Annotated in this window: 12 protein-coding genes and 1 tRNA gene; 7 read left to right on the forward strand and 6 right to left on the reverse strand. The window is 34.7% G+C overall.

Going from position 1 to position 13,710, the window contains the following annotated elements:
* The first annotated feature begins 72 nt into the window (after positions 1–72).
* Both rpoC and I130_RS08245 read left to right on the forward strand, forming a co-directional pair.
* Complete coding sequence (gene rpoC, locus I130_RS08240) at positions 73–4,374, forward strand: DNA-directed RNA polymerase subunit beta' (RefSeq protein WP_034921436.1); 4,302 nt, start codon at positions 73–75, stop codon at positions 4,372–4,374.
* A gap of 122 nt (positions 4,375–4,496) precedes the next feature.
* Positions 4,497–4,811 carry a DUF3467 domain-containing protein gene (locus I130_RS08245; protein WP_034921696.1) on the forward strand — a complete coding sequence of 105 codons (315 nt, stop codon included), beginning with the start codon at positions 4,497–4,499 and terminating at the stop codon, positions 4,809–4,811.
* A gap of 164 nt (positions 4,812–4,975) precedes the next feature.
* On the opposite strand, the gene I130_RS08250 is transcribed toward I130_RS08245, so the two are convergent.
* Complete coding sequence (locus tag I130_RS08250; RefSeq protein WP_034921440.1) at positions 4,976–6,562, reverse strand: peptide chain release factor 3; 1,587 nt, start codon at positions 6,560–6,562, stop codon at positions 4,976–4,978.
* A gap of 160 nt (positions 6,563–6,722) precedes the next feature.
* On the opposite strand from I130_RS08250, the gene idi reads away from it, so the two are divergent.
* From idi to I130_RS08275, 5 genes are all read left to right on the forward strand, one after another.
* Entirely contained in the window at positions 6,723–7,241 is a 519-nt protein-coding gene (gene idi / locus I130_RS08255; protein ID WP_034921443.1) for an isopentenyl-diphosphate Delta-isomerase, read from the forward strand.
* Complete coding sequence (locus I130_RS08260; RefSeq protein ID WP_034921445.1) at positions 7,238–7,648, forward strand: 6-pyruvoyl trahydropterin synthase family protein; 411 nt, start codon at positions 7,238–7,240, stop codon at positions 7,646–7,648. Before idi ends, I130_RS08260 begins: the two co-directional genes overlap by 4 nt.
* Before the next feature lie 214 nt (positions 7,649–7,862).
* Positions 7,863–8,840 carry a type I phosphomannose isomerase catalytic subunit gene (locus tag I130_RS08265; protein ID WP_034921448.1) on the forward strand — a complete coding sequence of 326 codons (978 nt, stop codon included), beginning with the start codon at positions 7,863–7,865 and terminating at the stop codon, positions 8,838–8,840.
* A gap of 46 nt (positions 8,841–8,886) precedes the next feature.
* Positions 8,887–9,153: a hypothetical protein gene (locus I130_RS08270; RefSeq protein WP_034921450.1), complete on the forward strand. Its 267-nt coding sequence runs from the start codon at positions 8,887–8,889 to the stop codon at positions 9,151–9,153.
* 12 nt (positions 9,154–9,165) lie between these two features.
* Positions 9,166–9,239, forward strand: a tRNA-Thr gene (locus I130_RS08275).
* 323 nt (positions 9,240–9,562) lie between these two features.
* Here I130_RS08275 and I130_RS08280 read toward each other — a convergent pair.
* The 5 genes from I130_RS08280 to I130_RS08295 all read right to left on the reverse strand — a co-directional run bounded on the left by I130_RS08280 (position 9,563) and on the right by I130_RS08295 (position 13,701).
* On the reverse strand, positions 9,563–10,294 hold the full coding sequence (locus I130_RS08280; RefSeq protein WP_034921453.1) for a DUF4369 domain-containing protein: 732 nt from the start codon (positions 10,292–10,294) through the stop codon (positions 9,563–9,565).
* A gap of 53 nt (positions 10,295–10,347) precedes the next feature.
* The gene (locus I130_RS08285) at positions 10,348–11,613 is read right to left on the reverse strand and encodes a DUF819 domain-containing protein (RefSeq protein ID WP_034921455.1); all 1,266 of its coding nucleotides are present in this window, start codon (positions 11,611–11,613) and stop codon (positions 10,348–10,350) included.
* Between the two features lie 162 nt (positions 11,614–11,775).
* Positions 11,776–12,594, reverse strand: a complete 819-nt coding sequence (locus tag I130_RS08290) for a Cof-type HAD-IIB family hydrolase (protein ID WP_034921458.1) — start codon at positions 12,592–12,594, stop codon at positions 11,776–11,778.
* Positions 12,595–12,762, reverse strand: coding sequence for an Arc family DNA-binding protein (locus tag I130_RS16445; protein ID WP_083932887.1), 168 nt, complete (start codon positions 12,760–12,762; stop codon positions 12,595–12,597). It lies immediately after the preceding gene.
* Between the two features lie 6 nt (positions 12,763–12,768).
* Positions 12,769–13,701 (reverse strand): alpha/beta hydrolase, encoded by a 933-nt coding sequence (locus tag I130_RS08295; RefSeq protein ID WP_034921459.1) that lies wholly within the window; start codon positions 13,699–13,701, stop codon positions 12,769–12,771.
* Positions 13,702–13,710 lie beyond the last annotated feature (9 nt).

Below are 13,710 nucleotides of genomic sequence, written 5' to 3' on the forward strand. Positions count from 1 at the left end.
GTTCTTATAGGTTGAGTACGAAAGTGCTCAACCTTAAAACAGGATTTTCACAATAATTAGATAGCATTGATTATGGCTAGAAATAATGAAAAGAGTACAGAACAGAGGTTTGATAAAATCTCTATAGGTTTAGCTTCACCGGAATCCATTTTAGCGGCATCCAGAGGAGAAGTTCTTAAGCCTGAAACTATCAACTATCGTACGCACAAGCCTGAGCGTGACGGGTTATTCTGTGAGCGAATTTTTGGTCCTGTTAAGGATTATGAATGTGCCTGTGGAAAATATAAAAGAATCCGATATAAAGGAATTGTATGTGATAGATGTGGAGTAGAAGTTACAGAGAAAAAAGTTCGTCGTGACCGTGTTGGGCACATTAACTTAGTTGTACCTGTAGCACATATCTGGTATTTCCGTTCTTTACCTAATAAAATAGGATACTTATTGGGTCTTCCTTCCAAGAAATTGGATATGATTATTTACTACGAACGTTATGTAGTGATCCAAGCAGGTATTGCAAAGAATGCTGAAGGAGAACCAGTAAAAAAGATGGACTTCTTAACAGAAGAAGAATATCTTGATATTTTAGATACCCTTCCGCAAGAAAATCTTTATTTGGACGATACAGATCCAAATAAATTTATTGCAAAAATGGGAGCTGAATGTTTGATCGAACTTTTAAAAAGAATAGATCTTGATGAACTTTCTTACGATCTAAGACACAAAGCAAACAACGAAACTTCTAAACAACGTAAAACGGAGGCTTTAAAGAGACTTCAGGTTGTAGAAGCTTTTAGAGATGCAAATAAAAATAGAGAGAATCGTCCGGAATGGATGATCATGAAGGTTGTGCCAATTACTCCTCCAGAACTTAGACCTTTAGTGCCTTTGGATGGTGGACGTTTTGCAACTTCAGATTTAAATGATCTTTATCGTAGAGTAATTATCCGTAACAATCGTTTAAAGCGATTAATGGAAATAAAAGCTCCAGAAGTTATTCTGCGTAACGAAAAACGTATGCTACAGGAATCTGTAGATTCGTTATTTGATAATACAAGAAAGTCTTCAGCAGTAAAAACAGATTCTAACAGACCATTAAAATCCCTTTCAGATTCCTTAAAAGGAAAACAAGGGCGTTTCCGTCAGAATTTACTTGGGAAGCGTGTAGATTATTCTGCTCGTTCTGTAATTGTTGTTGGACCAGAATTAAAAATGTTTGAATGTGGTATTCCTAAGGATATGGCTGCAGAACTTTACAAACCTTTCGTGATCAGAAAACTGATTGAAAGAGGAATTGTAAAAACTGTGAAGTCTGCTAAGAAGATCATAGACAAAAAAGAACCAGTTGTTTGGGATATTTTAGAGAATGTACTTAAAGGTCATCCTGTATTATTGAACAGGGCTCCTACACTTCACCGTTTAGGAATCCAGGCATTCCAACCAAAACTTATTGAAGGAAAAGCAATCCAACTTCACCCATTAGCAACTACGGCATTCAACGCCGATTTTGACGGGGATCAAATGGCGGTACACTTGCCACTTGGACCAGAAGCTATCTTGGAAGCTCAACTTTTAATGTTAGGTTCTCACAACATCTTGAACCCTGCAAATGGATCGCCAATTACGGTTCCATCTCAGGATATGGTACTTGGTCTTTATTACATGACCAAACTAAGAGTATCTACAGATGAAGTGAAGATTAAAGGAGAAGGACTTACTTTTTATTCAGCAGAAGAGGTTATTATCGCTTTCAATGAGAAAATGGTAGATCTTAATGCTTCTATAAAAATTAGAACTTTAGATTTAAATGAAGAAGGAGTATTAGTTAAGAAAATTATTGAAACTACCACTGGTAGAGTATTGTTTAATGAAACGGTACCTGCTAAAGCTGGATATATCAATGAGGTTTTAACTAAGAAATCTTTACGTGATATTATTGGAAAAGTATTGAAGTTAACAAGTGTAGCTGAAACTGCTGAATTCCTTGATAACATTAAAAACTTAGGATATAAATTCGCTTATACAGGTGGTTTATCATTCAGTTTAGGTGATATTATTATTCCAGAAGAGAAGCAATCAATGATCGATGAAGCCAACGAACAGGTGGAAGGAATTATTGGCAACTATAACATGGGTCTTATTACCAACAACGAACGTTATAACCAGGTAATTGATATTTGGACTGCTACCAATGCTGGACTTACAGAATTGGCTATGAAACGTATTCGTGAGGATAACCAAGGATTCAACTCTGTGTACATGATGCTTGATTCTGGTGCGCGTGGATCTAAAGAACAGATTCGTCAGTTAACCGGGATGCGTGGATTGATGGCGAAGCCTAAGAAATCTAACTCTGGTGGTGGAGAAATTATTGAAAACCCGATTTTATCTAACTTTAAGGAAGGTCTTTCAATTCTTGAATACTTTATCTCAACTCACGGTGCTCGTAAAGGTCTTGCCGATACTGCACTTAAAACTGCCGATGCAGGTTACTTAACTCGTAGATTGGTAGATGTTTCACAAGACGTAATTGTAAATGAAGAAGACTGTGGAACCTTAAGAGGAGTAGAAGTTACACCACTTAAGAAAAATGATGAAATAGTAGAATCTTTAGGAGAGCGAATTGTAGGAAGAATTTCCTTAAATGATGTTTACAATCCTTTGACTCAGGAACTTTTAGTTTCTACAGGAGAAGAGATTTCTGAAGAAGCTGTTAAGAAAATAAACGAAGCTCCTATTGGTAGCGTTGAAGTAAGATCTGCTCTTACTTGTGAGGCTAAAAAGGGTATTTGTGTAAAATGTTATGGTAGAAACCTTGCAACCAATAAATTGGTTCAAAGAGGAGAAGCTGTAGGTGTTGTTGCTGCTCAATCTATTGGAGAGCCAGGAACACAACTTACTCTACGTACCTTCCACGTGGGTGGTATTGCAGGTAACATTTCAGAAGAAAACAAACTTATTGTGAAGTTTGGTGGTGTTGCTGATATTGAAGATCTAAAGGTTGTTAAAGGTGAAGGTCCAGATGGAACTATTACTGATATCGTAATCTCTAGAACTTCAGAACTTAAAGTGAAAGACAAGAAAACCGGAGTAGTATTAAGTACTAATAACATTCCTTATGGTTCTCAAATCTTCATTAAGAGTGGCGACGCTGTGAAACCTGATGATATTGTTTGTCAATGGGATCCTTATAACGGTGTGATCATTTCAGAATTTGCTGGTAAAATCAAGTACGAGAATATCGAACAAGGGTATACTTACCAAGTTGAAATAGATGAGCAAACCGGATTCCAAGAAAAAGTAATTTCTGATTCTAAGAACAAGAAAATGATTCCGACTTTACTTATTTTAGGTAAGAAAGATGAAGTGATTCGTTCTTATAACCTACCAGTTGGGGCTCACCTTATGGTAGATAAAGATGAGAAGATCAAGGTTGGTAAGATTTTGGTTAAAATTCCAAGAAAATCCTCTAAAGCTGGGGATATTACAGGAGGACTTCCACGTGTAACTGAGTTATTCGAAGCACGTAACCCTTCTAACCCTGCAGTTGTTAGTGAGATAGATGGTGTGATTTCTTTTGGTAAGATCAAAAGGGGTAACCGTGAGATCATTGTTGAATCTAAATTAGGAGAAGTTAAGAAGTATTTAGTTAAACTTTCTAACCAGATCTTAGTTCAAGAGAACGATTATATTCGTGCGGGAATGCCATTGTCTGATGGATCTATTACACCAGAAGATATCTTGAGTATTAAAGGACCCAACGCGGTTCAGCAATATTTAGTGAATGAAGTACAAGAAGTATATCGTTTACAAGGGGTGAAAATTAATGACAAGCATTTTGAGGTTGTTGTTAGACAAATGATGCGTAAAGTAAGAATTGTAGATTCTGGAGATACTATTTTCTTAGAAAACCAATTGATCCATAAGTCAGATTTCATTGAGGAAAATGACAATTTATTTGGATTAAAGGTCGTAGAAAATCCTGGAGAGTCTACTAAACTAAAAGCGGGTCAGCTTGTAAGTGTTCGTGAGCTGAGAGATGAGAATTCATCTTTAAGAAGAGAGGACAAAGAACTTGCTACAGCTAGAGATGCGGTGAATGCAACAGCAACACCAATTCTTCAAGGTATAACAAGAGCTTCCCTACAAACTAAATCATTCATCTCTGCAGCTTCCTTCCAGGAAACTACTAAGGTATTGAATGAGGCAGCAGTGGCTGGTAAGATAGATTACCTAGAAGGACTTAAGGAGAACGTTATCGTTGGACATAAGATCCCTGCAGGTACTGGAATGCGTGCTTATGATAACATCATTGTTGGTTCTAAAGAGGATCTTAACGATATGATGGAGAAAAAGCAGGAAGTAAACTATAATTAATAAATCTGTTTCCTGTTTAGCTGAAGAGTGAGACAAGAAATATATCTTAAGAAATCTGCATTTTTTGAAGCTTCGGCCGATTGAATGCAGATTTTCTTATTTTAGACAAAACTATTGAAATTATGAGTGAAGATAAGAATGCAAAACAAGGACAGATCAATATAGAATTGGATGAGAAAATAGCTGAAGGAACCTATTCCAATTTAGCTATTATCAATCATTCTGTTTCAGAATTTGTTGTTGATTTTGTGAGTATTATGCCTGGAACACCAAAGAGCAAGGTGAAATCTAGAATTATATTAACTCCGCAACATGCAAAAAGATTATTGAAGGCATTGGGAGAGAACGTGAAACGTTTTGAAAAGGCACATGGAGAAATTAAAGATTACGAGCAGCCACCAATTCCATTGAATTTTGGACCAACTGGGCAGGCTTAATAATATTTTCAATGCCATTCTGAACGAAATGAAATGAAGTGAAGAATCTCTTGGGTACTGATGGGATTTCTCCTTTGTCGGAATAACACTCGATACTTAAAGGTCAACAAAAACCCCGAAGAATTTTCTTCGGGGTTTTTGTTTTTATAAAAAAAGCTTAGCTTTTAAAATTCAGAAACCAAATGAAATTTAATACTTGGATATTTAGATTGTGTCATTTGTAAAGAAAATTGAGAATCTGCAAAGAACACCAATTGCCCTCTTTTATCGTGAGCTAAAAATTTAGCTTTCACTCTTTTAAAGTCCTTGAATTCTTCGCTTTTTGAGTCTTTCACTTCCACCCAAGTGGCTTTAAACACATTTACGTTCTCATAGGTACACTTAGCGCCATATTCATGTTCTAATCTATATTGAATAACCTCAAACTGTAAAGCTCCAACAGTTCCTATCACTTTCCTGTTGTTCATTTCTAAAGTAAACAACTGTGCAACCCCTTCGTCCATTAATTGATCTATTCCTTTTTCCAATTGCTTGGATTTCATAGGATCTGCATTGTTAATATATCTAAAATGTTCTGGAGAGAAACTTGGAATCCCTCTATAATGTAGCACTTCTCCTTCGGTTAAAGTATCACCAATTTTAAAGTTTCCGGTGTCATGTAATCCAACAATATCACCAGGGTAGGAGGTGTCCACAATTTCCTTCTTTTCTGCAAAAAATGCATTGGGACTAGAAAATTTCAAATTCTTACCTTGACGCACATGTAAATAAGGTTTATTTCTTTCAAAAATACCCGATACGATTTTTATAAAGGCTAATCGGTCTCTATGCTTTGGATCCATATTCGCATGGATCTTAAATACAAATCCGGTAAATTGCTTTTCATCTGGTTCTACAGTTCGTTCTTCACTGTCCTTGGCACGTGGAGTGGGTGCAATGCTAACAAAACAGTCTAATAATTCTCTTACTCCAAAGTTATTAAGTGCAGAGCCAAAAAATACAGGTTGTAAATTTCCTTTTAAATAAGCTTCATTGTCAAATTCTGGATAAACACCTTCTATTAATTCAATTTCCTCTCTTAAAGTATCTGCAGCTTTAGAACCTATTAACTCATCTAACTTCTCGGATTTCAGGTCGGAAATTTCAATGGTATCCTCAATATCTTTTCTTGGATCTCCTGTAAAGAGGTTAATATTTTTCTCCCAAATATTATAAATCCCTTTAAAGTCATATCCCATTCCTATTGGAAAACTTAAGGGAGTAACTCTTAAGCTTAACTTTTGTTCTATTTCGTCGAGTAATTCAAAGGCATCTTTTCCTTCACGATCCATTTTATTTATAAAAACGATCATAGGGATATTTCGCATTCTACAAACTTCTACTAATTTTTCCGTTTGTTCCTCCACACCTTTTGCAACATCTATCACTACAATAACGCTATCTACAGCTGTTAAAGTTCTAAAGGTATCTTCAGCAAAATCCTTGTGCCCAGGAGTATCAAGAATGTTAATTTTTATCCCATCATATTCGAACGCCAATACTGAAGTTGCTACAGAAATTCCACGCTGTCGCTCGATTTCCATAAAATCACTCGTAGCACCTTTTTTGATCTTGTTAGATTTTACCGCCCCGGCTTCTTGTATTGCACCTCCAAAAAGCAAAAGCTTTTCAGTTAAAGTGGTTTTTCCAGCATCTGGGTGAGAAATAATGCCAAATGTTCTTCTTCTTTTTATCTCGTCGGTAAATTTCATATGCTTCTTTAAGGCTGCAAAGATAAAATTTTTGCTCTAGAAAAGGGAATTGTTCTTTGATTTGGATTTTATTATTTAAAATGGAATTAACCCCTGTTAGCTCCTAATTTTACTATGATTTGGTATTGCTATTTTGTATTTTTGATTTTCAATTTTAGCTATGACAGAAGAAAAAGTGATCTTGGTGAATCAAAAGGACGAGCCTATTGGTTTAATGCCAAAGATGGAAGCCCACGAAAAAGGACTGTTACACCGTGCATTTTCAGTATTTATATTTAATGAAAAGAATGAATTGATGATTCAGCAAAGAGCATTGTCTAAATATCATTCCCCCGGATTATGGACAAATACCTGTTGTAGCCATCAAAGGGAAGGGGAAACTAACATTGAAGCTGGTAAAAGACGTCTTCAGGAAGAGATGGGTTTTACTGCTGAATTGGAGGATACGATCTCTTTTATTTATAAAGCTCCCTTTGATAACGGACTTACGGAGCACGAATTCGACCATATATTAGTTGGGAATTATAATGAGCAACCAAACTTAAATCCAGAGGAAGCAGAGGCATGGAAATGGATGTCGTTAGATGATGTGGCAAGGGATATGGTGAACAATCCGACTATTTACACAGAGTGGTTTAAGATTATTTTCGAGAAATATTATCAATCCATAGAGAGATGAAAGTAACAGTACATAGGAAAGCTCATTTTAATGCTGCACATAGATTATATCGCAAAGATTGGGACAATCAAAAGAATGAGAATATTTTTGGGAAGTGCAGTAATCCTAATTTTCATGGTCATAACTACGAGTTAGTGGTGTCTGTTAAGGGAGATATTGATACCGAAACTGGGTTCGTAATTGACATGAAGGTTTTAAAGGACCTTATTGCTTTAGAAATTGAGGAATATTTAGATCACAAGAATCTAAACGTTGAAGTTGAAGAGTTTAAAACCATTAATCCAACAGCAGAAAATATTGCAGTGGTTATTTGGGGCAAATTAAGAGCTAAACTTAAAGAATCTCTAGAACTTAGTGTTACCTTATTTGAAACTCCAAGGAATTACGTGACCTATAGTGGAGAGTAGATGGGTTTGTAGATTGATGATAAGTTTCTAGATACAAGTTGCTATTCATGTTTTTATCTAACATAACTAAATTCGAAACGCTTTTGGTGTTAAGCAAGCACTTTTTGGGATTGCTTCCCGGAAGAGAAGTTTTTGTGTTTAATAAAGAGGGTATGTTAATCTTGACGCAGTTTCTCATACTAATAAGCACAAATGAAAATTAAGACATTACAGGATGAAGAATGAATTATACCTTTTAAAATTTGAGCCTATACTTAAAGAAAAGATATGGGGTGGTAGTAAGTTGAAATCTTTATTCAATAAAAAGACTATATCTGATAAAACTGGGGAAAGCTGGGAAATATCAGATCTCGAAAATGATACTTCTATAGTTTCAAATGGTGACTTAAAAGGGAGGTCTCTTAAATGGCTATTAGAGCAATACAAAGAAGAATTAGTTGGCAAAAAGGTTTTTGAAAATTTTGGTTTAAAATTCCCTTTACTTATAAAATATATAGATGCTGCTGAAAACTTGTCTATTCAACTCCATCCTAATGACAAGATTGCAAAAGAAAAGCATAACTCATTTGGGAAGACTGAAATGTGGTATATCATGCAGGCAGATAATGATGCTGAACTCATTTTAGGTTTTGAAGAGCCTATTTCCAAATCGCGATATGTAGAATTAGTTGAAAAGAATGAGCTTCCAGATTCATTAAATAAAGTTAAGGTTAATGTTGGGGATGCTTTTATTATTCCTCCTGGTTTGGTACATGCAATTGGGAAAGGGGTCGTGCTGGCTGAAATTCAGCAAACTTCAGATGTTACCTATAGAATCTACGACTGGGATCGGGAAACTATCTCTGGTCAAAAAAGAGAATTACATACCAATCTAGCATTGGAAGCAATAGAGCTTTCTAATAAAAATGGTCATAAGATAGATTATGCGATTTCTAATAATTCTACTTCGAATATTATATCCAGTAAATATTTTAAGACAAATATTGTGGCGATTGAAGGGGAACTAACTAAAGATTATTCTCAAATTGACTGCTTTTTTATATTAATGGGAGTAGAAGGTGAATCCTTTGTTCATCTAGAAAATGGAAATTGTGAAATTTTGAAACAAGGAGAAACCCTGCTAATACCGGCTTTAGCATCGAAAATTAAAATTAATAGTAAAGGAGCAAAAATTTTAGAGGTAAGTGTGTAGTATTATTGAAAAATAGATTAAATTCGCAACTTAAAATTTAGAAAATATGGCAAGTAAGAGATTGTTAAAAAGGGATGTGAATTATGTGATGGGAGATATTATTGAAGCTGCATATATCCACCAATTAGCAGATCCTAAACAAGACCCAAAAAATACTGAGGCGATTGTAGATGAAGCTATCGTTGCTTTTGATGGATTGATCGCTAAGATCAATCAAAAGAATGTTGAAGATAAAAAGAAACATTTTAAAGGTATAGAAAAGGAACTTGAAACTAAGGCTAATGCTTTGGTAGAGAAGATCAATAAATTATAATATTTATTAGATGCCGATGTAGCTCAGCTGGCTAGAGCAGCTGATTTGTAATCAGCAGGTCGTGGGTTCGAGTCCCTCCATCGGCTCTAAATAAAAAACCTTTCTGAAAAGAAAGGTTTTTTTTATGGATAAAATTTTCAATAAGTGTAGGTAAAAAATAATATTGTAATAGTCACTTTGTCCTTAGGTATCTGGAGTTTCAGTGTTTAGTCCTGAATTTTTTGATTTTTAATATTTGGGATGATTGAGTGAATTTAGATAGTTATATAAATATTAAAAAAAATACACACTTTCAGACTATTACGGATATAAGAAAATTTATAACGTGCCTAATTTTTAGAATAATTAATTGTAAAAAAAAAGCTTCAGTTTCTAACTGAAGCTTTTTAAATAATATTAAAATTGAATTTTATTGGTCGTCAAGCTTTTCTTGTATTTTCTCGTTTTTTCTTCTTTCCTTCAAGAAGGATTTCAGGTCTTTTCCATATTTAGATTTTTTAACCTCTGGAGTAAGAGATGTATATATGGTGTCTAAGTATTTAATGTTTGCATCAAACACTTCAGATAACGCTAAATAAGGAGCTATCTCTAAATCCTTATTATTCATTGCGTAATTTACGGTATAGAGATATTTTCTAGTTAGGAGCTTATCAAAATCCTTGTTTGTAGAAATGATCAATTCTTCATTCTCATCTCGTTGCGCTTCAAAATTCTTCTGAATTAGTTCTAGATTCTTATCGTTAAATCGCTGCATCATCTTCTTGTAATCCATTAATTTCTGTTGGTTCGCAGAACCTACCACTTTAGCATCAACTTCAAAATTCTTTAGGGTAGTGTTTATTGTAACTTCCCCTTCTTCAGCAAAAAACTCAACTCGATCATTATATTCTGTATTATCTATCTTATCTAAAAACAGATACATAATCTGAGGGCTTTCTAAATAATCTCCTAACTCAAAATTGGCGTCTCCATCTATCATCACAGAATCTACATTTATTAATAACGTATCCTCGATCTTTTGTAAATAAATGGTTCCCTTTTTTAAACCTTTTACATGACCCTTTACAAAAAGGTTATTTTCTTTATCAGAACATGCAGTAATACTCAAAAAAATGAGTAGTAAGAAGCTAATTTTTTTCATCAATTTTTTTTGGAATATTTGAAGACAAATATCATGTTATTTTTCATTTTATACTAACTAGCAGCAGCCATTTGCATAAGAATTGTACACAAAATTGCGCCGTAAGTTCCTACTACATATCCAAACACTGCAAGTAGTACGCCTACAGTTGCTAAGGATGGGTGAAACGCTGCAGCGACTACTGGTGCGCTTGCTGCCCCACCAACGTTAGCCTGACTACCAACAGCTAGAAAGAAATACGGGGCTTTGATTAATTTGGCAACCAAAATTAAAAGAACTGCATGAATTGTCATCCAAACTAATCCAATCGCAATTAGTCCGGGATTTTCAAAGACCATGGTTAGATCCATTTTCATTCCGATAGTTGCTACCAACATATATATAAATACACTTCCTATTTTGCTTGCTCCCGCGCCTTCGTAAGATTTGAATTTGGTGAATGATAGTATAATTCCAATTGCAGTTGCAATAGAAATCATCCAGAAAAATGATGAGGAAAAGGAGGAGAGTGCGCTTTTACTGTCGGTGAAAATTTCGAAATTGTTTGTAAGATAAGCAGAGATTCCATCGGCTCCCCAATGTGCAATTCCAACAGCTCCAAAAGCCAATCCTAACAGGATCATAATATCTGCTAAGGAGGGATTTCTTGTAACGCTTTCGGCATAAGAAGCAACTTTATTTTTAAGGTTAACTATAGCCGAATCATCTGCACCAAGCCATTTGTCTATTCGCTCATTTCTACCAATTCCAAATAATATGATTGCCATCCAAAGATTCGCTACCACGATATCAACAAGTACCATTCCACCATAAAGATCAGGATTGTATTCGTATATTTCTAACATAGCAGCTTGGTTGGCGCCACCACCAATCCAGCTTCCGGCTAATGTAGACAATCCTCTCCAAACAGCATCTGGCCCTATTCCTCCAACTGTTTCCGGAGAAAAGAATGAAATTAAAAGTATTGCTAATGGCCCACCAATTATTATCCCTACGGTACCTGTAAAAAACATGATTAAAGCCTTTGGTCCTAAATTAAAGATGGCTTTTAAGTCTATACTTAATGTCATTAAAACCAAGGAAGCGGGTAATAAATACCTACTGGCTACAAAATAGAGTTGGGAGGTTTCATCTGAAATGATATTTAAAGAATTGAATATCGCAGGAATCAAATAACACATTAAAAGTGCAGGAACGATTGAATAGAATTTTTTCCAAAAGCCTTCCTCTTTAGAAGATGTTATAAATACAAATCCTAAAGAGACCATTAAAATTCCTAAGACAATAGCATCGTTAGTGAATAGGGGAGCGTTTTCCATGAATTATTTTGTTTGCCGGCCAAAATACAATTTTTATCCCTCATTGAGGTTTTAAATCCCCGAGGCTCGCCTCGAATTTTCAAAATTATTTTTCATACTATAACTACCACTTATCGTGTAGGCTTGCCCCGAGCCTTATAATTATGGAAACGAAAAAGAATTTTACCAATTTTTCAATGGTGCAAACTGCTGTAAATGTAGTGCAACACCATCTTCAATACTTAAGGCTGCAATATGTTTTGCTACAAGCTTAGCCTCATCTCGGGCATTGCCTACCGCGACTCCAAACCCTACGTGGTTTAGCATTTCCACATCATTGTAATTATCACCATAAGCGATCACATCTTCAAGATTTAAATTAAAATGTTGATCTAACAAAAACTTAATTGCAGTTAGCTTAGAAATACTTTTAGGAGAAATTTCAAGATAAGTCGATTTTGACCTATAAAGATGAACTTCATTAGGATACTCTTTACCAAGAAAATCTACAATTTGGTCTATCTCATCTACCTCACCCATAGCCATTATCTTATGGGCACCTTTATTCTCTGCTTTCCATTTAGAAATAATATCTTGACTTAATTTCACATCTGGTGAGATCTTAGTGTTATTCTCTTCCCTCTTTGCCCAATAATCCATTGAAGGGACATACCATTCGTCATTATGATATAAGCTTAAATGACACTTTAAACTAGAATTCCAATTGCACAGTTGTTCTATGATAGTAACTGGAATCTCGGTTGTGCTCACTACTTGATTATTTACAATGATAAGACCGCCATTATAACTTATAATAGGAAGATCTTCTATTTCTAATTCTTTCTGAAGATGCCTCATCGCTGCTGGCATTCTGGCTGAAATAAGAATAAAAGGGATTTTATTTTTTAATTTCCTTATTTCTGAAATGGTAGAAGTAGATAACTGGCGTTCTTTATTAAGTAGAGTTCCGTCTATATCTGAAAAAACTATTTTGTATTTCATTTAATTTTCTTCTTTCTTTTTTGGATGCCTTTTGGCTTCCTTTAATGCTTTAGAAAGCATATACTCTATCTGTCCATTAGTACTCCGGAAATCATCTGAAGCCCATTTCTCGATAGCTTTTAGCATATCTTCATTTAACCTTAAGGCAAATGCTTTCTTTTTACTCATTTTACTTTATTCTTCCTGCTTTATAAAATTCACTAAAACCGAAATTAGCTCTGGGTGTAAGGGTCTATTAGGCTCATTATAAGCTTTGGTGTTCTCTAAATCATCCCCTTCAATCTTTCTAAAAACATGATTCATTTTATCTAGTATCACTAATTCTGCTTTAGGATTAGCTTCTTTTAATAGTTCAGCTTCAATAGTATCTACCTGAATATCGAAACTTCCATTAATAATAAGGATAGGTATTTTTAATTTTGAAATTTCTTCAGTAGGATTATATTTCATCCAAGATCTCATGTAAGGCTGTACACTAGGTCTAAAAATAGATTGCAATAATGGATTATAATTAGAGGTTTTGCCATTTTCCTTTATTTCTTGAAAAGCGTTTTTTGCATTTTCAGCTAAGCCTTCAGATTGTTTTGCTAATTGATCTACAATTATTTTATCTATACTTCTGGCAGGTCCGGCAAATGAGATAAATGCATCAGCTTTGTCTTTAGCAGCAAGCATTCCTATTAATGAACCTTCACTATGCCCTGCGACAATTATCTTACTGAAGGTTTGCCCAGTTTTAAAATGATCTATAATATCACTCACATCTTTAACGAAATCTTCAAAACTAAGTTCTTCTTCTCGAATCTTAAACTTATTCATTTTAAATATTCGTTTGTCGAATCTATAAGAGGCAATCCCGTATTTAGCTAATTCCTTTGCGATGAGTTTGGATCCATCATTTTTCATCATAAATCCATTTCCATTTCTATCTGTAGGTCCAGAGCCTTGAATCAAGATTACTAGATCGGGATATTCTGCCCCAACAGGCATTGTTAAAGTGCCATCTATAAATTTATTGATGGATACTTCACTTTCAACAATGGAGTCATTCTGGGAAAATCCTAAATTGGAAACCAATATTGCTAAAATTATTATGTATTTCTTCATAGTTATTTG

The organism is Gillisia sp. CAL575, from assembly GCF_000403785.1.
Lineage (GTDB): Bacteria > Bacteroidota > Bacteroidia > Flavobacteriales > Flavobacteriaceae > Gillisia.

Excerpts from the sequence above, each read along its gene's own strand:
- I130_RS08285 (WP_034921455.1), bottom strand. The coding sequence starts at position 11,613 with ATGGAAAACGCTCCCCTATTCACTAACGATGCTATTGTCTTAGGAATT.
- I130_RS08270 (WP_034921450.1), top strand. The coding sequence starts at position 8,887 with ATGGCAAGTAAGAGATTGTTAAAAAGGGATGTGAATTATGTGATGGGA.
- I130_RS08290 (WP_034921458.1), bottom strand. The coding sequence starts at position 12,594 with ATGAAATACAAAATAGTTTTTTCAGATATAGACGGAACTCTACTTAAT.
- I130_RS08265 (WP_034921448.1), top strand. The coding sequence starts at position 7,863 with ATGAAGAATGAATTATACCTTTTAAAATTTGAGCCTATACTTAAAGAA.
- rpoC (WP_034921436.1), top strand. The coding sequence starts at position 73 with ATGGCTAGAAATAATGAAAAGAGTACAGAACAGAGGTTTGATAAAATC.
- I130_RS08260 (WP_034921445.1), top strand. The coding sequence starts at position 7,238 with ATGAAAGTAACAGTACATAGGAAAGCTCATTTTAATGCTGCACATAGA.
- I130_RS08245 (WP_034921696.1), top strand. The coding sequence starts at position 4,497 with ATGAGTGAAGATAAGAATGCAAAACAAGGACAGATCAATATAGAATTG.
- I130_RS08295 (WP_034921459.1), bottom strand. The coding sequence starts at position 13,701 with ATGAAGAAATACATAATAATTTTAGCAATATTGGTTTCCAATTTAGGA.
- I130_RS08250 (WP_034921440.1), bottom strand. The coding sequence starts at position 6,562 with ATGAAATTTACCGACGAGATAAAAAGAAGAAGAACATTTGGCATTATT.
- I130_RS16445 (WP_083932887.1), bottom strand. The coding sequence starts at position 12,762 with ATGAGTAAAAAGAAAGCATTTGCCTTAAGGTTAAATGAAGATATGCTA.
- I130_RS08280 (WP_034921453.1), bottom strand. The coding sequence starts at position 10,294 with ATGAAAAAAATTAGCTTCTTACTACTCATTTTTTTGAGTATTACTGCA.
- idi (WP_034921443.1), top strand. The coding sequence starts at position 6,723 with ATGACAGAAGAAAAAGTGATCTTGGTGAATCAAAAGGACGAGCCTATT.